The organism is Stenotrophomonas sp. SAM-B (assembly GCF_013387485.1).
GTDB lineage: Bacteria > Pseudomonadota > Gammaproteobacteria > Xanthomonadales > Xanthomonadaceae > Stenotrophomonas > Stenotrophomonas maltophilia_AA.
On sequence record NZ_JABBXB010000002.1, the window covers coordinates 558,557 to 580,356 of the forward strand.

Annotated in this window: 20 protein-coding genes and 1 pseudogene; 7 read left to right on the forward strand and 14 right to left on the reverse strand. The window is 59.8% G+C overall.

Annotated elements, in window-relative coordinates; translation table 11 throughout:
* Positions 1–6: 6 nt before the first annotated feature.
* Complete coding sequence (locus tag HH110_RS19590) at positions 7–120, reverse strand: DUF1214 domain-containing protein (protein WP_176988939.1); 114 nt, start codon at positions 118–120, stop codon at positions 7–9.
* Positions 121–503: 383 nt separating this feature from the next.
* Here HH110_RS19590 and HH110_RS06710 point away from each other — a divergent pair, with 383 nt between their 5' ends.
* From HH110_RS06710 to HH110_RS06725, 4 genes and pseudogenes are all read left to right on the forward strand, one after another.
* Positions 504–1,097 (forward strand): hypothetical protein, encoded by a 594-nt coding sequence (locus tag HH110_RS06710; protein ID WP_176988940.1) that lies wholly within the window; start codon positions 504–506, stop codon positions 1,095–1,097.
* A 231-nt stretch (positions 1,098–1,328) separates the two neighbouring features.
* A complete protein-coding gene (locus tag HH110_RS06715) occupies positions 1,329–1,988 on the forward strand; it encodes a hypothetical protein (protein WP_176988941.1) in 660 nt (219 codons plus the stop codon).
* 924 nt (positions 1,989–2,912) lie between these two features.
* A complete protein-coding gene (locus tag HH110_RS06720) occupies positions 2,913–3,611 on the forward strand; it encodes a DUF4145 domain-containing protein (protein ID WP_176988942.1) in 699 nt (232 codons plus the stop codon).
* A gap of 323 nt (positions 3,612–3,934) precedes the next feature.
* Positions 3,935–4,441, forward strand: a pseudogene (locus HH110_RS06725) (integrase); the annotation flags it as partial.
* Between the two features lie 26 nt (positions 4,442–4,467).
* Here the strand turns inward: HH110_RS06725 and HH110_RS19610 are convergent.
* From HH110_RS19610 to HH110_RS06750, 6 genes are all read right to left on the reverse strand, one after another.
* Positions 4,468–5,022, reverse strand: a complete 555-nt coding sequence (locus tag HH110_RS19610; protein ID WP_369407606.1) for a Pycsar system effector family protein — start codon at positions 5,020–5,022, stop codon at positions 4,468–4,470.
* Entirely contained in the window at positions 5,019–5,777 is a 759-nt protein-coding gene (locus HH110_RS06730; protein WP_176988943.1) for an adenylate/guanylate cyclase domain-containing protein, read from the reverse strand. The genes HH110_RS19610 and HH110_RS06730 overlap by 4 nt, the downstream gene beginning before the upstream one ends.
* Complete coding sequence (locus tag HH110_RS06735) at positions 5,777–6,721, reverse strand: hypothetical protein (protein WP_176988944.1); 945 nt, start codon at positions 6,719–6,721, stop codon at positions 5,777–5,779. Before HH110_RS06735 ends, HH110_RS06730 begins: the two co-directional genes overlap by 1 nt.
* Before the next feature lie 505 nt (positions 6,722–7,226).
* Positions 7,227–8,039 carry a hypothetical protein gene (locus HH110_RS06740; protein ID WP_176988945.1) on the reverse strand — a complete coding sequence of 271 codons (813 nt, stop codon included), beginning with the start codon at positions 8,037–8,039 and terminating at the stop codon, positions 7,227–7,229.
* Positions 8,040–8,122: 83 nt separating this feature from the next.
* Positions 8,123–9,010 carry a lysozyme inhibitor LprI family protein gene (locus tag HH110_RS06745; protein ID WP_176988946.1) on the reverse strand — a complete coding sequence of 296 codons (888 nt, stop codon included), beginning with the start codon at positions 9,008–9,010 and terminating at the stop codon, positions 8,123–8,125.
* Positions 9,011–9,469: 459 nt separating this feature from the next.
* Positions 9,470–10,465 (reverse strand): hypothetical protein, encoded by a 996-nt coding sequence (locus HH110_RS06750; protein WP_176988947.1) that lies wholly within the window; start codon positions 10,463–10,465, stop codon positions 9,470–9,472.
* A gap of 414 nt (positions 10,466–10,879) precedes the next feature.
* On the opposite strand from HH110_RS06750, the gene HH110_RS06755 reads away from it, so the two are divergent.
* The gene (locus tag HH110_RS06755; protein WP_176988948.1) at positions 10,880–11,218 is read left to right on the forward strand and encodes a hypothetical protein; all 339 of its coding nucleotides are present in this window, start codon (positions 10,880–10,882) and stop codon (positions 11,216–11,218) included.
* Positions 11,219–11,529: 311 nt separating this feature from the next.
* On the opposite strand, the gene HH110_RS06760 is transcribed toward HH110_RS06755, so the two are convergent.
* The 3 genes from HH110_RS06760 to HH110_RS06770 form a co-directional block, all read right to left on the reverse strand.
* Positions 11,530–12,156 (reverse strand): hypothetical protein, encoded by a 627-nt coding sequence (locus HH110_RS06760; protein WP_176988949.1) that lies wholly within the window; start codon positions 12,154–12,156, stop codon positions 11,530–11,532.
* Between the two features lie 38 nt (positions 12,157–12,194).
* Positions 12,195–12,785, reverse strand: a complete 591-nt coding sequence (locus HH110_RS06765; RefSeq protein WP_176988950.1) for a hypothetical protein — start codon at positions 12,783–12,785, stop codon at positions 12,195–12,197.
* Positions 12,786–13,503: 718 nt separating this feature from the next.
* The gene (locus tag HH110_RS06770) at positions 13,504–14,313 is read right to left on the reverse strand and encodes an OBAP family protein (RefSeq protein ID WP_176988951.1); all 810 of its coding nucleotides are present in this window, start codon (positions 14,311–14,313) and stop codon (positions 13,504–13,506) included.
* Between the two features lie 198 nt (positions 14,314–14,511).
* On the opposite strand from HH110_RS06770, the gene HH110_RS06775 reads away from it, so the two are divergent.
* The gene (locus HH110_RS06775) at positions 14,512–15,009 is read left to right on the forward strand and encodes a ferritin-like domain-containing protein (RefSeq protein WP_176988952.1); all 498 of its coding nucleotides are present in this window, start codon (positions 14,512–14,514) and stop codon (positions 15,007–15,009) included.
* 123 nt (positions 15,010–15,132) lie between these two features.
* Positions 15,133–15,681, forward strand: a complete 549-nt coding sequence (locus tag HH110_RS06780) for a cysteine hydrolase family protein (protein ID WP_176988953.1) — start codon at positions 15,133–15,135, stop codon at positions 15,679–15,681.
* Here HH110_RS06780 and HH110_RS06785 read toward each other — a convergent pair.
* From HH110_RS06785 to HH110_RS06800, 4 genes are read right to left on the reverse strand one after another with little or no spacing between them, the layout of a single operon-like run.
* Entirely contained in the window at positions 15,666–16,283 is a 618-nt protein-coding gene (locus HH110_RS06785) for a TetR/AcrR family transcriptional regulator (protein ID WP_176988954.1), read from the reverse strand. The genes HH110_RS06780 and HH110_RS06785 overlap by 16 nt on opposite strands.
* Positions 16,280–17,557, reverse strand: coding sequence for a beta-ketoacyl-ACP synthase II (gene fabF / locus HH110_RS06790; RefSeq protein WP_176988955.1), 1,278 nt, complete (start codon positions 17,555–17,557; stop codon positions 16,280–16,282). Before fabF ends, HH110_RS06785 begins: the two co-directional genes overlap by 4 nt.
* Before the next feature lie 36 nt (positions 17,558–17,593).
* Positions 17,594–20,659, reverse strand: a complete 3,066-nt coding sequence (locus HH110_RS06795; protein WP_176988956.1) for an efflux RND transporter permease subunit — start codon at positions 20,657–20,659, stop codon at positions 17,594–17,596.
* A complete protein-coding gene (locus tag HH110_RS06800) occupies positions 20,656–21,768 on the reverse strand; it encodes an efflux RND transporter periplasmic adaptor subunit (protein ID WP_176988957.1) in 1,113 nt (370 codons plus the stop codon). The genes HH110_RS06795 and HH110_RS06800 overlap by 4 nt, the downstream gene beginning before the upstream one ends.
* Between the last annotated feature and the right edge of the window lie 32 nt (positions 21,769–21,800).

Below are 21,800 nucleotides of genomic sequence, written 5' to 3' on the forward strand. Positions count from 1 at the left end.
GGGTCACTAAAACATCACGAACGGTCCCTTGGGAGCGGCCAACCAGTTGGCCTGCCTCTCCTTGCCCGTCGGATCGGCGTGGATGTAGATCGTCAGCCCACCGTCAGGATCTTTCTTCAATCAGCGGCGGCGGTTGGCGGCTGGGATCGAAGGACTTCCCCTGCTCGATGCCACACTGGAAAAACACGCACGCAAGGCGGACTGACTCAGATGCGGGGCTGCACTAACTGCAGCAGGAACGCCAGCTGGCTGAAGAACACCAACAATATCCGGTGCTGCACCTGCAGTGTGGGCGTGTCGAATTGGTGATGCCATAAAGGGCATCGCGCTTCCAGCCCGGACCTGCCATCAGGTATCTACCGCCGCCATTCCAGTGGGAACTGGATCTCGCCACGATTCTTCAAAGACCCGTCTCAGCACGTGCGACATTCGCCAGCTACCGTTGAGCACCGAGGATCTGCTGCCTAGGGGCTTGGATCATTGACGAGAGAATGGAGAGCGTTATGCGCAAAGCGGGTAGAACCAATGGAAGCGCCGACCAGGCGAAAGCAGTCGAGCGAGCGAAGGAATCGGAGCTCTTCTTTGCAAGCATCAGGGATCAGCTGGAGCTGTTGAAGGGAGTGGCGCTCAGTCTGGCCATCCTAGCCGCGCCGCAGGTCGTTCTTGAGAGCAACCTTGCCGTGTACAACAAAGTAATAGGAGCCACAGCTTGCGTCATGTTGGGGTTCTGGACGTTGTATTGCGCGATCGCGCTCTATTTCCAGCATCGTCTGAAGATTCGAGGCTTGCCCCGAAGGATTCAAATTGCACGTATAGGGCAGTACGTTGTCGTATGTATTGCGGGTTTCTTTGCAGGTGACTTGGCTTTGCAGGCTAGAGGAAAGGTCGCCAGCTTTGAGCGTCGCTCCGGCGTCAGTGCAGCCAGTGACAGCGGACGAACCGTCTCCATCGCCCCCTCGCTCGCTATTGACAGTCAACCGGCTCGATCGACTCTTCGAAGCACTTTGGAGGAATGTGCTTGGCTGAGAAGCGGCACGGAGCCAAGGGGACCGGAAAACAGTCCCCAAATAGATACACTTACGGAGGCTCCAATTTGACTACTATGGCGGTTCAATGAAGACCCAGGACCCCTGTCCTATGAAACAGGTTGCATTTACATCTCTCGTCTGCCGAGGTGATTGTCGGCAGGATGCTGCGGCGCAGGAAGGCCTAGCGTGAGCTCATGCTACAACTTCATTCGGAACGGATGCTTGCCAGATATAGAGTGTCGTACAGACGCTCCTGAGGAGATCGTCGTTCCCCGCGTTTCGAAGCGAGAGGGAGTCGACATGGTCTACTCGCACAACGAACGGCATCTGGCTAACCAGGGTTTCATTCCCGTTTCTCACTTTCTACAGCGCCTTGCAAGACTGGAACCCAACCTCACCGCCACCGGTTACCGCGCCAACGGGCGCCAGACAACGATTTCATTCAATAAGTTAGATCGTGTGACGCTGTCGCCGCGCATGGCAAAATGGCTATCCAGTTTAGCCGCGCCTCGGGATGGCAGAAGTGCCGCCATTGTCAGTTTTGTTGCAAATCTGATGCCTGTATATGTGGGTGAACACCTAGACGGACTTTATTGCGCACGCTCGCTGCAAGACGGCACGCTGATTCTGCCGATGGACGAGCGCGATGGCGAAGAGCGCGGCGCCGTACGCGTCTTCTGGCAAGGGGATGATGAGCGCGAATCTGAGCTTAGTGGCTCCGATGTCGCGACGCTTGCGCTGGAGCGATATGTTCGTCTTCATGGTACCGGTGCAAGCGAGGACGCTATAGCCGCCGAGCTGTGGTTCCTGGTGGAACACTTTCGCCGCAAGACCGGATGCGACGTCTATCTGCCGCAATTGACTGCACCGAACGACCGAGTGGATGCCCATAGTCGCCATTTAGGGGAGATGGGGCGCGGCGTGATTGTGAACATCTTTAGCAAATTTCTTGGCGCCTGACTCAACGCCGCGCAGGGTCACGACCCAAGAACGGTCGCGACGGATGGCCAGACAACTTTGCGCTCTGGGGCGGGCAGCCACTATTCAAGACAAATAAACTAAGCGACGCGACCTGCACCTGCCTGACAGAGCAGGGCACAAAGGCCAAAGTTAGGCTGCCAGTCTGCGTGGCGATCACTCGCGATGGCCCAGCCTACAACCCCTACAAACAGCCAGGGCAAGGAGGCCCTGATAGTGGTCGTCAAATTTCAGGCGGGACGGCAGTGCCGGATCAGAGTGCACTCGTTACTTCTGCAGGTGCTCATAGCCCGTATGTCTTGCTCAACGTCCAAAATCGTCCTATGGGCACGTTCCCGAAGTCCGTGCAGAATCGCTACGGCGGGAACTGGCAAGGCTCGTTGATCTGCTTCCAGCCGTTCTCGACGCGGTCGAACCTACGCCCCTGCATGCATCGCTCATTTGTTCGTAATGGGGCTGGCCGGTGTTCCTGTTGAACTGGAGTGGGTCTGTTCACTACAGCCGGTAGCTTCTTCAGTTCGGCATCCAGCTGCTGCGTAACCTGCTGCATCTGGTATCGCGTGTAAGCAGCTTCGATCAGGCTGTGGGCAGAAAGGGTCAAGAACACCCCTAAGCCCACCTGCCACCAGATCGTGTGAATGGCGTCCGCTGTCCTGTGGTCAGTCAATTCCGTTCCCCCGGTGAATGGTCCGCGCATTCTAGCCGGGGTGTAGGGGCGGAGCCCTACGGAGACGCCCTCAACCTGCTGACCGCCCGGAGTGGTGGTCTTGGATGCCCTGTCGGTCAATGAAGCGCGCTTCATCATCTGACGCTGGCCGGATCTTATTTGGTCGGTCAGAGCTTGCGTCTACATGCAAATATGTCCACGCTAATCGCTGATTCTGGTCACTATCTGGAGCCATTGATATGCCCGAGATTGTTCACGACTGTCCGCGCTGTGGTGTTCCACATACGACCTTTGACGTAAAGGGCGCACATTTACTCTCGTCGCAGCACACGTGGCAGGAGGTGCATGAGCTTTTTTCTGTCTGTCGAGCCTGTGCCAAGTCAAGCACCTTGGTTGTCCAAACCAAGGAGCCTCGTGGTTACAGCCTGATGCAGGTTAACGGCGGGATAGGCAAAATGCCTGGTGTACTCAACCACATTGTTAGGGTCATCGGATTGGTTAGTACCAAAGATAGGGTGACCACGGTCCCGCCAGACTATTTGCCCGCATCTATCGATGCTGCCTTTCGAGAAGGGGCCGCCTGCCACTCAATCGGTTGCATAAATGCCGCCGCAGCTATGTTCCGACTCTGCGTTGACCTTGCGACAACTCCACTTGTCCCTACCCCTGAAGAAGGCGGTCCAAACCATCGGACAGCCCGCGAACTTGGCCTAAGACTTCCTTGGCTCTTCGAGAACGCGAAGCTACCTGAGGACCTTCACGATCTTTCTGTCTGCATCAAAGACGATGGGAACGATGGGGTGCACCGTGGCTCTTTATCCAGTGCAGAAGCAGAAGACCTGCTTGACTTTACGACTGAATTGCTTCGTCGTCTCTATACGGAGAAAGAGCGTATTCGCCTCGCCAGGGAACGAAAGGACGCCCGGACTAGGCAGTGAAGGATCATGCCATTGGCAAGGGCTTACGTTCGGCTTGGGCTCCTTTGCCAGTGGGAAACGTGAATTACGTTCGAAGATTGGTCTAGGGTTCCGGCATGATTGACACCCATCTGCCGCTCTCTGCGCGTCCATCGTGGTCATGCTGCGATGTCGTCCTTGTTGGGCTCCCGGAAGGGAGGCAAGACTTGATCCACAGCCACACCCACGAAAGACGACCCATGATCCATTTCGCATAATGTATATTATGTAAAACGTCTGGCGGCCGTGGCGAGGTTGTCGGTGTTCCTAATTGATGTCCTTTTGTTCCTAGATCGTGCCCCGGCCTGCGGTACTGGGCTGCTGGCTGGCATGCGGCGCGCTACGGCATCGAACTGACCATGCCGGTGGCCGAGGCCACCGTGCTGCAGTTTGTGGTCGACCACGTGCAGCGGCGCTCGGCCGATGGAGAGCTAGCGTGGGAGCTGCCGCCGGCCGTCGACCAGGCGCTTGTGGTCGCTGGCCTGAAGGCCAAGCTCGGCCCGTGGACCTTGGCCACCGTGCGTCATCGCGTTGCCGTCCTGTCCACGGCGCACCGACTCAAGCAAGTCACCAATCCCTGCGAGCAGCCAGCCATTCGCACTGTGCTCAGCCGCGCGGCACGAGCCGCGGTCAAGCGTGGCGAGCGGCCGCGCAAGAAGACCGCCATCACCTTGCCTGAGCTGGGGGCGATGCTGGCCACCTGCGATGACAGCTTAGAGGGGATCCGTGACCGCGCCGTGCTCTGCTTTGGATTTGCCAGTGGCGGGCGCCGGCGCAGCGAGATCGCTGCAGCCGACCTGCGTGACCTGCGTGCTGTTGAAGATCTTGACGGCAACGGCTAACCACATTTATTCAATAGGAGTGCCAAGCCTAAGCATATGGCTCCTGCTATGCCGATCCAAAGTGACGCTTTGACAAAGAAGTACTTCCTAGTGCACACACGAGCAATGTCAAAGTTATGACGTAGCCGAATGGTGACAACGTCACTCGGGCTAAGGCTAGAAATCTGTTGGACGAACTGCCCGGGAGATCCGTGACGTGCAACTGTGCCAAAGAAGAAGGGGTCCGTTGATCGCGATGACTTCAACCGAGGCGCTATCCCTAAGAATGCGTAAGCTGCGGATGCAATTAGAAGTGCGAGCGCAATCAGACCCAAGCCACGCACGGCTCCTGATGCGCCATCGAGGAGCAATGGGGACGAACTGGTATTGGTAATAATGTAAGCTACCAGGGCGGCAGATGCGGCAAACGACCATGCACACTTCGTATCTGCAAGCTGGATATAGCTCGTAATATACGCTTGTTGCGTATCAGCAAACTGGAGCTGAATTTGCAGTCCAGCCGCTTCGCTGTGGGCTCCAAGGGAATTAGTAGAATCGCTTGGGTGCGTCATGACATCCACCTTCCGGTGTAGTACCAGTAATAGTAAGGAAGTCCAGTAAGGGTGTAGTGATACCCTGTCTCGTGATCGGAGCGCGCGAGGTACTGTCTCCAGTCTTCCGGCAATGAATTCGCCACGTTATTACCTATCATTATCTCTCCAGCCTGTGCAACATTAAGCATTTTGCACGCAAGATTGGCCGTGGTCCCAATAGCGACAACCCCATTGAATCGCTGCGCCGCCCCCATCTTTGCTACGGTCAATGGCCCGCTATCAATGCAGATTCGGAACCGAAAAGGTTCCACTCCGAAGTTCCACAGTTCATTGTTCAATGGCGCATCCGGGCCGCCGCTCATTGCATCGAACAACGTGATCGCTGCCGTTAGAGATCGAACTTCTTTTGAGGCGTCTTCATCCGCTTCTCTGACAAAATAAGCCATCAACCCGTCGCCAGTATTCTTTTCAACTACCCCGCCGAAGTCCTCCACGACCCTGATCGCTTCCGTAAAAAAAAGCGAAAGCCCTTGAAGAAGCTGCTCCTGCTGATCTCGAGTCTCCTGAGGTCTTCCAGTAAAACCTGAAATGTCTAGAAAGAGTACGGCCGCATTGAGAAACCTGCCTTCGTGTATCGCGAGGTCGTCTGCACCTGGAATTACCCGCCCTGGACGCAAGTTGCTACGAGAACTGATCTTCCTTGCGGTGGCAACGACCCTGTCCCGCTGAGTGGCGCGGTAGCTCTTTGACGTCAACTCTCTATAGGTCGCCATTAGTTTATCTCATAAACAGAATAGCCGTTAAATGAAGACGGCAGTTCCTCTGTTGGAATTAGGGCGGCTCGCTCAAGCCATTGCACGTGCAGCAGCCCATATAGCGCCACACCTATACGCAGGCTATTCGCGCGAGCCGTTTGCTCGATTTTTACTGCAAGGTTGAGGGCGTCGCTATCAACGTGTGGCCAGGTAAATCCAGTGGCAGCATTCGTCTTCTGTTCAAATCTGGCCTCGCCGTAGTCTGCGCCGATCCGGATATCCAGGCGTGGAAGTCCACTGGCATGCAGCATGGGGCAGATCGAGTCTCGCGCCATCCTAATCATTGAAGTCCCAAGATCAACGATTAAGTCACACTGTCGCGTGAAAGCGGGATGTGGCAGGTATGCAATGAAGCCATCACCCGTTGCCTTGAGGATCGTGGCCTCAAATTGACCGACGAGTATTTGCATTTCGCGCAAAAGTATCTCGGCCGCTCTATCAAATGACGCGGAATCCCTCCTGCGCAATTCCGTCGACCTGCAGATATCCAGTGACAAAAATGGCGTACTGGTGATCGTTGTTTTACTTTGCATTTCTCTATGGCGCGCAGGCTCCACGCTCGGGCTTCTGAGGCTCTCGCCCGCCAGCTCATCCTCTACCGCTAAGGCGCGCTCCTGAGCGTAGTCAGTGGTAGAGGCTATCCTCGGTCTTAGATCATAGAAAGGCAGAGTCGAAATGGCGTCTTGAAAAAGCCGTATCGGGAACATGACCCGAGTGAACCTGTCTATGTAGCAAACCTCTCCATCCGCTTCTACTCGCTCGTATCGGCGAGGATCTGGCGTCACCCGGAACTTAATTTTGCCTTCGGACGTTTTCACCTCCTCAATAATCAAGTCCAGCCGACCCCGCCCCTCTGTTCGAAGAGGAGGCAAGTCTTCTGAATATTCGTTGGTATTGGACATCGCCGCTCCCTCGCGCCAGCCTGCATGCGCGTAGCATATCGCTCTGTGCAGGACGGCGCGAGGCGAGGCTGTCATCGTGCACGGCTGTTGTGCCGCAAGGATCTGGCCCGGCCCAATTTGGCACGTTGACGGCTTGGCCGGGCATCCATCTGGGCCCGTTCACTGGAGGGTGGTCGACAGAAACGAAACATGGCGCGCCCTACCCTTGATAAATCTTCCTTATCCCCTTCCCAGCCAATGTCCGCTTCCAGCCGAGGCTGTGTTAAAACTCTTCGCCTTGGAGAAATCGATCAAAAGTGTGCCAGCCAGAATTGAAGCTCGTGGTTCAGGGCAATAGTTTTCACACAGCCTCGGCCAGGACGGGACGTTCGCTTGGTTCCGACGTAGCCGCCAAGCACCTTCGCTCCCGCCCTCACCGCAAAGTCAACGCCAGGCGCGAAAGGCCCGGAAGTGAGCCTGACCCCGTTATCGGCCCAGTAAAGCATGTCATCCACTGAGCGGGCCCCTACAGGGATGTAGGGGCTGCGGAGGCCGCGCCCTCCGTCACTTCGTCAGGAGCAACGCGCTTATCCAGGGCGTGCCTGATCGCGAATTTCAGTATTTCAGTGACCTGCTTGATGCGCTCACGCGAAGCGATGGCCACAAAGCCCATGATCGCAAAGACAGCTGGAAGCAGTGCCACGAGCAAGATGCCCCAGTACACGCTGGCACTCTTATCGAAGAGCTTTACCGAACCTGCGGTAATGGCTGCCAGCATGGGCATCAGGCCAAGCTTTCGGATGTTGCCAACCAGCAACGCGACGCGGTCCTCCATAAGCCCCCACTTGGTCTCGTATTGGACAAGCACGTACTCAAGCTCGCGCTTACCATAGGTCGCCAGTCGAGAAGCCAAGTCCGCATCCGCCGCCGTGGTGAGCCTGATCTGCGTCATGATCTCTCCGTGCGGATCTGACCTTCGCTTGATCAGGCGAATGGTGATATCAGTGACATTGAGCACGGCGTATACAATTCCAGCGATCCCCATCGGAACCACGATCCATGGCAGAACTGCTGTAGCGGTTAATGGCTCAAAGTCGAAGTATTTGAGCCCAACGCCGAGGCCGATAACGACAAGAAGCAGCACGACGTAGAACAGGATGAACCAAAGGTCGGCTGCGGCTACGAAACGAGCGTATCCAGTGCCCTTGGTTTTTGCTGGTGCGACCGTCAGCTGCTCGACAATCGTTGAAATTTCGCTGATGTGCTGCTGATTCAATATCTTCTTGCTTCCTATAGAAAGACCCGCCGTAGCGTGGTGGGATGCCTTGGACTGGCTCACTGGCTCAACGGCCACGAGCGGACGTCGACCGTTTGAATTCGGAGGACGCCCCGAGCAGTCCGCTGGAACGAAGGGTTAGATTTCTAAGCACCATCACCAAATCGCCTCCAGCCGACAACCTCGTCTATCCGCTGATCAACCGCTGCCTTTGCAGCGTTAGCATTTATCAGTGGCCAGATCGTCCCGCTGTTGACCCGCTCTCCGGCTACGAACGATGCCCACGCGTCGGAATACATCTTCCACTTAGCCTGTGAGTCGTTGAACGCTGCGAGCTCGGAGGCGTCGAGGCGTTGCCTGACTCCTTCAATCGCTTCGCCTAGCCGCGCTTCGGCCTCAGAAAGTGACTGCCCGGCGACGATGTTCATCTCAGTCTGCGTCAGAGGCGCGCCGGGGTGAAGCGTTTCAGAGATGAGCTCATCAGTTGCTCTCAAGAACGCCACGCAACTTTGAAAACAACGCTCAACCTCCTCCGCTTTAATCTCATATGCTGAGGCAATCTCGTGACAGATGATGTGCCTTAGCTCGAAGGTCCTCGCCACATCGGCGAAGACCTGGTCGGGGTTCGCGAGGACGGGACTAGGCGGCTCTCCCAACACTTCGTGACCCCAACGATCTATAGTCGTGCGGAGTGCCTGTAAAAATGCCGTTCCGATCAAACTCGTTATCGCATTTTCGATGTGATCGAGACGACTCAGCGGAACGCCATGGGCAACAAGCTCTCCAACGGTGAGCGCTTTGCCGTGCACCGCCCTGAGTATGGAGAAATCAAGCTTCATGGACGAAGCTGGCTTCTCCGCGTTGCTGAGGTATGGATCGCCCGCATCAATGAGGTCTTTGATCGCCATCCGAAAGTACCCTTCGATGCACGCGATGAGCGCGACAGGAAAGTATCGGGTCAGCTCGCTCTGCGACTTGTCATGCCTCTCGAATGCATGCTCTAGCGCAAAGAGCCGCATCGGAAGTTCTGACATGGCTGAGCCACAGCGCCGACGCTGGCGAACTTCGGCAATTTCTTGGATGATGTCTCGTGTGCGGCTCATGGTTCCAATAATTCTAAAGTCCGAGCAATAGTCGTAGTCAGATTGGCGGCCACCACCTCCGCGCGCGTGCTGCAGTGCTCTACAGATCCATCAGTCTGACGAACTGAATACTTCGTCGCCATAACTACTCCTTGTGGACCCTTGGGCCATTGGAGCATGGTGGCCGCTTTGGACTTCAGGCGTCAACAGCTAGATCAAGCGTCGCAGGGCTAAGGTCCAATGTCAGCTTTGGGTCGGATGCTGCCTCGGTGTACTTGGGACCGCTACCGGCCAGAAGCGGACAATTCAGCTGCAACCTCCTCGCGCTTGGGAAGCGTACTCATGGCGAGCTGCTCTCCGTCACTGCTAGATCCAGTCGGCGTCCGCAGCGAAACTTCGCAGTGAACGTCTTCAGTCGCCCACGTGCTCCATTAGCCCGTTTCCAAGTATTTCGATGAGCCTGACGAATTCGAGAACGTCACCCTCTCGAACGAGAATCTTCTGTCCAACAACATATCGATGATCTTGGCTCCGCTCGATATATTCAGCATCAACGATCCCCTGTTGATGCGCCAGCAGATGTCGCTGCTGATAGAAGATCCGGAGCTTCGCTACTGACACCTCATCAGTCAATTGGTCGTAGCTCTGACCAATCTCGGACTTCCAGAGCTCCGATCCAACATCTAGGTTCTGGAAAGAATTTCTCTTTGCCTGTTTTCCTGTACGCAGCAAATAGAGCTGCTCAGAAAGTCGCTGAAAGGAGGTAACCGCATCGAGCACTCCTTTTTCGATGAGCGACTGTGTCACGACTTCAGCCTCATCGATACCGATCGAGCCCACCAAGGTGCCGCGAAGCCCTACGGCAGATCGGATCGAGCCTAGGGTCTGGAAGAATGTGTGCTTTGCCGAGTTTTTTCCGCAGCTCGGACAAAAGTACGCGGCGCCAATGTAGGAGTACCTGCATTCGCAGCCTTCACATACCGCCCGCAACCGCATAGGTTCTGCTGATGCGATGGGGAGCAGAACCGCATCGCGCCCCCCCCTGGCTTCAAGAGTGATGCGAAGGAATGAGTTTGGACTCTGCCTTCTTTTCGACTCGCTCGCATCCTCCCGGATGGCCCTGTTCAAACAATTGACCACGGTGCCAAGTGCGAATTCGCGAGCTGCCTCTACCTGCGCTATAGTGAACCATGATTTCGCCGGGGCTGCATGTCGACAAGCGGGGCAGAAGACCTCCTCGTCGCGGACGATGTTCTTCCAGTCCTCATTGTGAACTTTGAATTGGAAGAGGCACCCAGGTGAGGGACATTCCTTGTCCCAGTAACCTTCAGCATCGCTTTCTAACGGCACCGATACTTGTTGCAGTTGAGCCAGTCGCTCCAGCTCCTTCTTCATATGTTCGAACACGACGTCCCCCTTTTATTTGAATCAAGGGTGGCCCTGATTGAATTCGATATCAAGGCTTCCCTTCAGCGCCCCGATCGCGCGCTCGGGGCAACATCGTACGTCCGCTTTGGGTCGGCAGCTGCCCTCCCCTACCCCCGATAAACATCCCTAATCAACTGCGCCAAGCGCCCATCCTCTCTCTCGGCTACAAGCGGCCGTTCACATCTTGGGAATTGAGCTGGCCCACGAAGCGGCTCGGCTTGAACGAGTTCTGGTACCCAGTGATGTGCGCCTCCTCGCCTGCATAGTAGGTATTCAGCCCGATTGCGATACCGCGCTGACCGATGGCGAGCAGAGCTTGTGCCGAAATCGATATGCCGTCATTGCTGTTGCCCAGGAAAAGGCCGCAGAACAAATCAGGCGGGAACCGTGCCAATGACTCCCAACAAAGCGAAACCAACGTACAGGCAAGTCTTCCAGACCTTGGGGATGCTGGCCGGGTCGCCGATTCCGCCAACGGCTGCCGGGGCCTGCAGTGGCACCCCGGCGCCAGAGCCCGCGCCCGCGCCCTCGCCCAACGTCACTTCACCCAAGAAATATACGATCGATGAGCTGAGGCTGGAGTTGCCGCGAAACTGGTCCGGGAACTGGGTCGGCTTCGACGACGAAACCAACAACCGCTACGCGCGTTTCGAGGCGGACTTGGAGCGGCCTGGGCAGCTGGAACTGGAAGTGCGGGTGGATGAAACGCGGCTGAGGCAGGGATTCGCCTGATGCTGGAATCGATGACCTTTACCCTTTGACCCGGGATCCCCAGGTGGCGGAGTTCCTCGGATAGACAGGAATCGGCTGGTCCGCACTCCGGTCGTAAGACGTGGCCACCGTGCCGGCACTTGATTGATAAGACTGCGTCAAGATCGTTGCAGTCGCATCCGTCTCTTCGTAGAGCGCTCGATCGATGCGCAGAAGGGCCTTCGCAGCGTTGATCGCGGCACGCCGCTGTATGTTGCCTAGCACCCCACCGACGCGGTACCTGCCCGCCGCATGGTGCGGGACCGCGTCTCCGTGTTTCCCCACGTGAAGAACTAGATGCCTTCGCTGATCGAGGTGACGGGGTTGCTCTGCACGGGACCATCGCCCGTCGCAAAATCGGCGCGGATGACACCGAGCCCACTGGCGCACCAATAGTCCACGCGCGCGTCATCTACCGACACCTGCAGATGGCACGTATGTTCGAAGGTGCGTGGCCCAGCGGCAAGGGGCAGTTCGATGGTCGCGAAACCGACGAACGTGATCGTCGCATCGAACGGCAGCAGGCGCTGTGCGAGGCGCATGCCAGTGGACTGGACCTTGGTGCCGCGGGCCACGTGGTCTGGGTAGGGCTCCGCATCTGGAATCCGGACCTCCCCGGCCGGGATCCCTAGCCCATGCATGCCAGTGGATTCGAGCGCAATGGGCCGGTAGGTACCAGGGTCGTGGTACTGCACCACCGTGCCACCCCCATGCTCGTCCGACAGGGTCACGGACACCGCAATCACGTCCCTGTTGTCGTAGCGTGCTGACTCGATGCGCGTGTGGGATGCGGATGTCGATAGCTCCACACCCGGCTGCAGGACGAAACAAGATGCGAAGCTGGGAGCAGGAGTCGCCGCGGCGGCCGCGTCTACGGCCAGCGCGATTGCAAGCAGCAGGAGATTCGGAAAACGCTTCATGCAGGTTCCTAAGATGGCGTGCGCAGGGCACGAGTCGTTCAGTCCGCGAACGTCACGGTTTCCATGATCTTCTGCATGCCCGCTTCCGCGGCGCTGCGATTCGCCTCAACCGTCCAAGTGGATGCGTAGCAGTTCCACTCCTCGCCGCACCGCTTGACGGCCAGTACGTGCAGGCGCTGGGCATACGGTTGATCGTCTTCGAAAAGGTTGTTCTGGAACTGCGTGGCATGCGCCTTCACGCCTGGCGCCAGCTGGTAGGCCGAATACTTGGGGGGTCCGTAGTATTCGCTGTCCTCCACATCCAGTGAGTACGAGTGGGCGGCCCAATCCGGCAACGAGAGGGCCTCGCTCGTGTGGACGACATTGATCGTGACCTCTAGGTTCAACACTTCGAAACGGGTCTTGTCGGCTTCGATGATTAGACGCCGCTGGTTCTCCCCGTCACTGGGATGGTCTTCCAGGACCGTCCAGTTTCCAGGCAACTGCAACTTCAACCCGTGCTTCGTGTAGGTCCTAAGCGACGCAACGTCTGGCGCGGCAGCTGGCTCGACGACGAGGTTCTGCGAAGCGCCCACGACAGGGGCAAGACAGGCGACACAGATCAGGCTGTGGAGCAGGAGAGGTCTCACGGGCAATCCTCGGATCGATAATGGCAGTGGATGGTAGAGAGGGCACGAAGGAGCCGCCATACAACGAGTTGCAAACTTGCATTGGTGCCGCGGCAAACCAAAGGTCGGAAAGCGGAAAGGCGACCCGAGGGCCGCGCTTCCGCATTGACACAACAAACGAAGGTGGGCGGCCGATTGCTCGGCCGTCAGCCCTTCGCCATCCGACACGGCCTTGATCGACGGGCGATTCGGCCCGGCTTGGCAACTTCCAGCACCTTGACCTTCACCCGATCGCCTTCCTTCAGCACGTCCGACACCTTCTCGAAAGGCGTTCTGGTTGGGCTTGCCGGGTTGGACGCATCGCAAGGTCACGCCGTTGGGTTTGGCCAACTGGCTGAGTGCTTCACTTAGAAACTCAGGACAGCTATCGGATCGTAGAATCTGCGGCAATCCGTACCGCCCGACGATACGACCGTGTTCAAGCTCGTTCCTGCAGCGCTCACCCCGCAGGGCACGGCGTTAGGCCACAGGTGCATCCGGCAACCGCGCCAGTATGTCGTCCCGACAGGCGTCCAGAATCTCGTCGGCGAGCGCCGCATCATCCGGACAGGACCGCGACAACACCACCGCGCCCACCGCCTGCGCAATCAGGGCGATCCGCCGCGCACTGCTGCGCTCAGCGGCAGCGGCACCAGGCCAGCACCTTCGGACGTCCTGACCCTGGTCTCGACGTCCACCCTCACCTTCCTGAGCTGCCCTTGGACGTCGCATTCCTGTCCCTGCCGGACGGCGGGTCAGCATCTTTGGCACCGACGTGAGCATGTCCGCCGGTCGGGTCCTCGATCTGGATGACTGTCCCCTTCTGCCACGCATCCGCCCCTGCATCGATGGGCGGCGTGGCGATGTCGGCACGGCGTTGTCGCTTGTCCTCACTACTGACGCCCAACCGCGCGTCGCGTGCAGCCACCATCGCCGGATCCGCTTGGCCATCGGCGGTGAAGCCCATCATCAGCTGCGGCATGCCTCGGGGCAGGTCCTTGTCCAGGTCTGTGTGCCAGGTGTGCCAGGTTTTGCCATACGTGTGGATGAGCTTCTCCATCAGCTCGTGCTCGGCCACCTCAGGGATCCCTGGCGCGATGAGCTGACCGGATTTCACCTCCTGAATGTGGCTGTGCCATAGCGCCTTCTCCTGCTCGGGAAGACCTGCGAAGAGCTTTTCGCTGATGATGTACTCCACCCCCATCAACTTGGCGTCTTTCACGTTGCCGTCGTAGATCGTGCACTGGATGACATCCTCGTTGAGGATGGAGCAGTAATGGTGCGCTTCCATCTGGACCTTCATCTGGCCATTGTAGAAATGGAACCCGTCCAGATAGGCGTTGATGGCGTCGACCGGCGGTCGGTCCTGCAGCAAGGCGGCCCCGGTCTCGAGCGCTTTGGTCTTCGCGGTTTCTTCAGCCCCGGGTGCTTGGACGCTGGACTCTGTGTTCCCGCCCCCGCACGCAGACAGAGCGAAGATGACAGCGATACATACTACGGTTCGATGCATTACGGCTTCTCCTGAACGTCCCACTCGCCCAGCCTGGTTCTAGCCCTTCGACCGTGGGGCGGCTGTGAACAGGTCTGCATGCCGTGCGCAGAAGACATGGCAGGCGTGTGTAGCAGGCCTTCACAGCTCTGCGCACGAACCTAACGGAAAGAGCCCCTAGCTTCAGCGCTCCACCCGCCACCAACCTGGAGGACCATCATGGCGATCAAGACCGCTGAAGACCTGTTCATCCACGAACTGTCGGACATTTACAGCGCGGAAAAGCAGCTGACCAAGGCGCTGCCCCGCCTTGCGCGCGCAGCCGCCAACCCGGACCTGGCCGCCGCCTTTGAAACCCATCTGGAAGAGACCCAGGGCCAGATCGAGCGCATCGACCAGGTGGTCGAATTGCTCGGCATTCGTCTCAAGCGCATCAAGTGTGCCGCCATGGAAGGGCTGGTTGAGGAAGGGAAGGAAGCCATCGACAGCATCGAAGAGGGGCCGGTGCGCGATGCGGCTCTCATCGGCGGCGCCCAGAAGGTCGAACACTACGAGATAGCGTCCTACGGCACGATCGCAGCGCTCGCCAAGCAGCTGGGCTACAAGGACGCGCTGCCGCTTCTCCTTGAAACCCTCGAAGAAGAAAAGGCAACCGATGAGAAGCTGACGATCCTGGCCAAGTCGGGTGGGAATGCGCAGGCGGCAAAGGCCGCTTGAGGCCCGTCGCCCCGGATTCGGCAGCTGATCCAGGAGCGGCATGCACCGCCGCTCCTTCACTGCATGATCGAGCCGCTGCCGACGCCTTACGACCAGACGGACGATTGAGGTGGGAGGAAAGCCATGAGTATTCCCAACCCTGCGCTCGTGATCATCGATATGTTCACGTTGTTCGACTTCCCGGAAGCCGCCCAAGCGAAGCCCAGTGCTCTGGAAGCAGCTCGGCACATCGCAAGGCTCGCGCGGCATTTCCGCGAGCGCGGCCATCCGGTCATCTACGCCAATGACAATTTCGCCAACTGGCAGATGGATTTCAAAGAGTTGGTGAGGCTCTGCCTGTCCACGGAGGGCGCGTCATCGGCGATCGCGAAAATCCTGCAACCGGAGCACGGCGACTACTTCGTGCTCAAACCCAAGCACTCGGCCTTCCTCGCCACCCCACTCGCCGTGCTGCTTGCCAAGCTTGGCGTAAGGGAGCTCGTCGTTGTCGGAATGACGGCCGAGTCCTGTATTACGGCCACGTGTTTCGATGGCAACGCCAGGGAGTATGAAACGATCGTGGTACAGGAAGCGGTCGCCGGCATCGGCTCCCGAAAGGCCACGGCCTTACGATTGCTCCAAGCATCCAGGGCAGCCACCGTCCTCAAACTGGCCAGCTACCTGCGCCGCTGAGGCGTTGCATAGGCCCGAAGAAACAGCGCGACGGTTGCATCGCTCCTGGAGACACGCCTGGGCCCGTGAGGCAAGCCATGCTCCGTGAGCACCAGTCTCAGGAAATTCTCGCTGTCAGCGGCGTTGGTCGGGCGTGCGGAAGCCTCCATGAAGACATCGTCTGCAAGCGTCAGATACGGTTCCAGCATCGCGTTCCACTGGTCTCTGTAGACGTCACTTGCGGCGCCAGAGCGCGACAACGACCGGCAGAACGCCTGACACGAAGCGTCCGCCGCCAATCTTCCGATGCCCTCAGCGATACGCTTCAAGGCTTCGCCAAGATCGGCAACTCCATGCATGTCGAGCATCCCTGAGGGCATCGATGCGAGGTGGCCGTCCATGACCGTCCTGTAAAGACGCTCCTTGTCACGGAAGTGCGCGTAGAGGGTGACCTTCGTGATACCACAGGCCTCTGCGATGCGCTTCATCGTCGCACGCTCAAAGCCCTCCTCCGCAAACACGGTGGCGGCGGCATCAAGGATGCTCCTTCGGCTACGCGCCCTCGCCCGCTCCCAACGCAGCGTGGTCTTGCTTGCGCCGCCGGTTGAGGCCGCAGTGTTCACAGTCGCCCGAACAGCGCGCTGGCATTCACTCCGCCGAAGCCAAATCCATTGGTCAGGGCGAGCGCGATGTCCGCCTTCCGCGGCACGCCGCCTACGATCGTCAGTCCTTCCGCCAATGGATCCGGACGAATCAGATTGAGCGTCGCGGGCGCGATCTGATCACGCAACGCGAGCACGGTGAAGATGGCCTCGATGCCCCCCGCCGCCCCCAGCAGATGCCCGGTGCTGGACTTGGTGGCGGAGATCAGAAGATCGGGTCGGGTACCGAACAGCGCACGCATCGCCGCGAGTTCTGCCCGGTCGCCCACCTGGGTGGACGTGGCATGCGCGTTGATGTGATCGACCTGCGCCGGCGTAATGCCTGCCTGTGCCAGCGCGATCTCTATCGCCCGCCGCGCCCCGCTGCCGTCGTCGGGGCCGGCTGTCAGATGGTAGGCATCGGAGGTCGTGCCGTAGCCAACCAGCTCGGCAAGCGGCTTGGCGCCGCGCGCCAAGGCGTGGTCCAGGCGCTCGATCACCAGCAACCCTGCCCCTTCGGACATGACGAATCCGTCCCGCTGCTCATCGAACGGGCGAGAGGCTGCCTGGGGTGTGGCATTGAAGGAGGTGCTCAGCGCCTTGGCCGCCGCGAAGCCACCCAGGCTGACCCGGTGCATCGCCGCTTCCGCCCCACCGCACAACGCGATGTCCGCCTCACCGGACCTGATCAGCCGTGCTGCATCACCGATGGCCTGGACGCCCGCTGCGCAGGCCGTGACGGGCGCACCCTGCGGACCCTTGAACCCATAGCGTATCGACGCCTGCCCTGCCGCCATGTTGGCCAGGAAAGTCGGCGCAGTGAAGGGCGACAGCCGGCCAGGCCCACGGCTTTCGGTGGTGTGGACCGCATTGACGATCGATCCAAACCCGCCGATGCCCGTGGCAATCACGGTCGCCGTTCGCAGCAGCCCGCGCTCATCGGCATCATGCCAACCCGCCTGCGCCAGCGCTTCATGCGCGGCGACCAGCGCAAACTCAACGAACCGGTCCATCTTCTTGAGATCTTTCGGCGCGATGATCCCGGTCGAGTCAAAGCCCGCCTCCGGGTCTTGAACACGGTCAGGCACGCGGCCGCCGACTTCGCAGCCGGTCCCCGCTGCAAGATCGGCACCCAGCGTCCCGATCCCGGAGCGCCCCGCCAAGAGGCGCGACCAGACGGTTTCAACCCCGCAGCCGAGTGGGCTGACCACGCCCATTCCGGTCACCACGATGCGGTCTTTGTCAGCAATGCTCATGAATCACTTCCCATATAAAAGAGGTCCGGGCCAATGTCAGGCAACGGGGGTCTTTTCCGCTCGGACCTTGAACCAGATGGCATACATCGCCGGGAGGAACACCAGCGTCATCACGGTGCCGGCGATGGTGCCGCCGATCAACGTGTAGGCAAGCGTTCCCCAGAACACCGAATGGGTCAGCGGGATGAAGGCAAGCACCGCTGCCAGGGAGGTCAGGATCACTGGACGCGCGCGGTGAACCGTCGCCTCGATGATGGCGTGGAAGGTCTCCATCCCTGCTTGTTCGTTCTCATGGATCTGACCAATGAGGATGAGCGTGTTGCGCATCAGGATCCCCGACAGTGCAATCAATCCCACCAGCGCGTTGATGCCGAACGGCTGCTGGAACAGCAGCAGCGTTGGCACCACGCCAATCAGCCCCAACGGACTGGTCATGAACACCATGATCATGGCCGAGATGGAGCGCACCTGCAGGATGATGATCAGCAAGGTCACCGCCAGCATGATCGGGAACAGCGGCAGCATGGCGCTCATGGCCTTGCCCGATTCCTCGATGGAACCGGCCTGGGCAATGGCGTAGCCCTCGGGCAGCGAGGCAATGAGTGGCTCAAGCTGCTTGCTGATCGCTGCGGATACGTCCGGTGGCTGCAGCGCATCGTCGATGTCACCGCGCACGGTGATGGTGGGCACCCGATCACGACGGCGCAGCACCGGCTCTTCCATCCGGACCTCCACTGTGCCGATCTGGGACAGCGGCACGCGCTGGCCGGCCGCACCGACGAGAGTGAAGTCCGCAATCCGGCCCGGATCCAGGCGTGTGTCCCCGCCGGATCGAGCGACAACCTCGACGGTGCGGATGTCTTCACGAACAGCCGTGACGGGCACCCCGCTCAGGAAGAACTGCAACTGCTGCGAGACAGAGGCCGATGTCATGCCCATCGCTTGCAGGCGATCTTGATCCAGCATGAAGTGCAGCGTCGGTGTGCGCACGCCCCAATCGGTGTTGACCGTGCGCATCATCGGGCTGGCGTGCAGGGTCTGCTCGACCTTGGCCGCAATGCCACGGACGACGTCCGGATCCGGACCACTGACCCGATACGCCACTGGGTAAGGCGAGTAAGGCCCGAACACCAGTTGTGTCACCCGCACACGCGCCTCGGGCGCCAAGCCCTCCGCCACCGCTCGGCGAAGCTTGGCTTTCAAGGCATCACGCTGTTCCTGGCTGTCGGTGCGCACCACGATCTTGGCAAACGCCGGGTCCGGCAGTTCCGGCGAGATGGCCAGATAGAACCGGGGCGCGCCCTGACCGATGTAAGCCGTGACGATCTTCGCTTCTTCCTGCGCCGAGAGCCACTTCTCGACCTTCTTGGTGGCCAGGCTGGTCTGTTCGATGGCCGTGCCGTAGGGCATCTGCACTTCGACCAACACCTCCGGACGGTCAGAGATGGGGAAGAACTGCTTTTTCACCAGCCCCATGCCCACCACCGAGAGCACGAACAGTGCGATCACCGAGCCTGCGGCAAGCCACTTGCGCGCAATCACGCGCGCCAGGACCGATCGGAAGCGGTTGTAGCGCGGCGTGTCGTAGAGACTGCTGTGCCCGCCTTCGACGGTCTTGAGTTCAGGGAGAAGCTTCACACCCAGGTAAGGCGTAAAGAACACCGCGACCACCCACGACACGATCAGCGCGATGCCCACGATCCAGAACATGTTGCTGGTGTATTCGCCCGCAGTGGACCGGGCAAAGCCATTGGGCATGAAGCCCACCGCAGTCACCAGGGTGCCAGCCAGCATCGGCGCTGCCGTATGGCTCCACGCGTAGGCCGATGCCTTGACCCGGCTGTAGCCCTCCTCCATTTTCACCACCATCATTTCAATGGCGATGATCGCGTCGTCCACCAGCAGGCCAAGTGCCAGGATCAGCGAGCCTAACGTGATGCGGTCGAAATTCTTGCCGGTTGCGGCCATGACCATGAACACGGCAGCCAGCGTCAGCGGCACCGCCGCAGCGACCACCACCCCCACCCGCCAGCCCATGCTGACAAAGCACACCAGCATCACCACCAGCAGCGCGGCGAAGAACTTCATCATGAACTCGTCGACCGACGCACTGATGTTCACCGCCTGATCGGTGACCTTGTCCAGCGCCATCCCTACCGGGAGGCCCGCATTGATCTTCTTGACCTCCGCGTCGAGTGAGGCGCCGAGATCCAGGCCGTTCCAGCCGTCACGCATGACGATCCCAAGCAGCATCGCCGGCTCGCCGCCGTTGCGGATCATGAAGGTCGACGGATCCTCATAACCCCGCTTGACGGTCGCAATGTCCCGCAGTTTCAGCGTCTTACCCTGCGCAATGACCGGCGTATCGCGGATCTTCTCCAGCTGGTCCAGCGCCCCATCCAGGCGGATGAAGATCTGCGGGCCCATGGCCTCGACCGAGCCTGCGGGCGTCAGGGCATTCTGTCCGTTGAGCGCCCCGAACACCTGCTGTGGTGTGATGCCAAGGTTCGACAGGCGTTCGTGCGAAAGCTCCACATAGATGCGCTCGGGCTGCTCACCGATGATGTTGACCTTCTTCACGCCAGGCACGTGCAGCAAGCGCTGGCGCAGGGTTTCAGCGTCGCGTGCAAGCACACGGAACGGCTCACCCTTCGCTTTCAGTGCGAACAGAGCGAAGGTGACGTCCGCATATTCGTCGTTGACCATCGGCCCGATCACGCCTGCGGGCAGGTTCGCTGCTTCGTCGGCCATCTTCTTGCGCGCCTGGTAAAACTCCTCCTGCACGGCCGAAGGCGGCGTACCGTCCTGCAATGTCAGCGTGGTGAAGGACAAGCCAGGCCGCGTGTAGGTTTCGCTGCGGTCATACCAGCGCAGTTCCTGCAGTCGCTTTTCCAGCTTCTCGGCGACCTGGTCCTGCATTTCCGTCGGCGTGGCACCTGGCCAGGCCGTCACGATGGTCATGACCTTGACGGTGAACGCGGGGTCCTCCGCGCGGCCGAGCTGGAAGAACGACACGATGCCGGCAACGGAAATCAGAAAGATCAGAAAGACCGTGATGGCGCGCTCGCGCACCGCAAGCGCGGACAGGTTGAACCCACTCACTGATGGGCCCCATCTGCAGCGGTGCTCTTGGCCGTGTCAGCCAGACGAACCACCTGCCCTTCCCGCAACAGGTGTGCGCCAAGCGCCGCCACGCGATCCGAGGCCTTCAACGCGCCCTCGACCAAGGCCTGATCGTCGCCCAGCTGCTTGACGGCGACCGGCGTCCAGCTGGCTTTGAGCGGCTCACCGCTGATCACCCATACGCCGGTTCCGGTGCCGGGATCGAACAACGCCCCCAGCGGAACCGCAAACCCAGCCGGGACGCCGGCAGGGGCCGAGCCTGCAAGCTCGACCGCCACCGTTGAACCCAGCGGCAGTGGGGCGCTGCCCTCTTCCAACGTGTAGCGGGCTTCGAAGGTCCGGGTTGCGGCGTCTGCCGATTCAGAGAGCACGCGCAACCGCGCGGGGATCTTGCCGCTGCCCCCGAACGAGGACGCCGAGGCCACGGAGCCGATCTGGGGACGCAGCGTCTCGGGCAATTGGACCACTGCCTCCCTGCTGCCTGCACGGGCAAGCCGGGCGACGATCTGCCCCGCCGCCACAACCTGACCGGGCTCGGCGGAGATGGTCATGACCACCCCATCGGCATCGGCAACAAGCGCTGTGTACTGGCTGGCATTGCGCGCAACCCGAGCCTGGGATTCGGCCGCTCCGAGCTGTGCGGCCGCCGCGTCGGCCGCCGCTTTGATCTGGTCGTAAGAGGATCGTGACACGACGCCCTGGGCCGCCAGATCGCGATACCGCGCTTCGTCGGCCGTGGCCTGCACGCTCTGCGCACGCGCCGCGATGACGGCCTGCTGCTGGGCGGCCGCGGCCAGGTTCAGATCGTTGGGGTCCATCCGGTAGAGCACATCGCCGCGCTTGACCGTCTGACCCGTCTCGACGAGGCGCTCAGTAAGCTTGCCTCCCACACGGAATGCCAGGTCGCTCTGCACCCTTGCCGCGATGGTGCCGGTAAATGTGCGCGCGTCTCCCGCGCCCGGTTGCACGGTGGCAACCCGGACGATGGGCGGCGCGGTCCGGGGGTCGGTGTCATCCGACGTTCCGCAGGCTGCAAGGAACAACGGAACAACACAGGAGATGGCTGTGAGTACAAAACGGCGCCGCATACAGACTTCCGGAGTGGGGTATCCGGACGCAT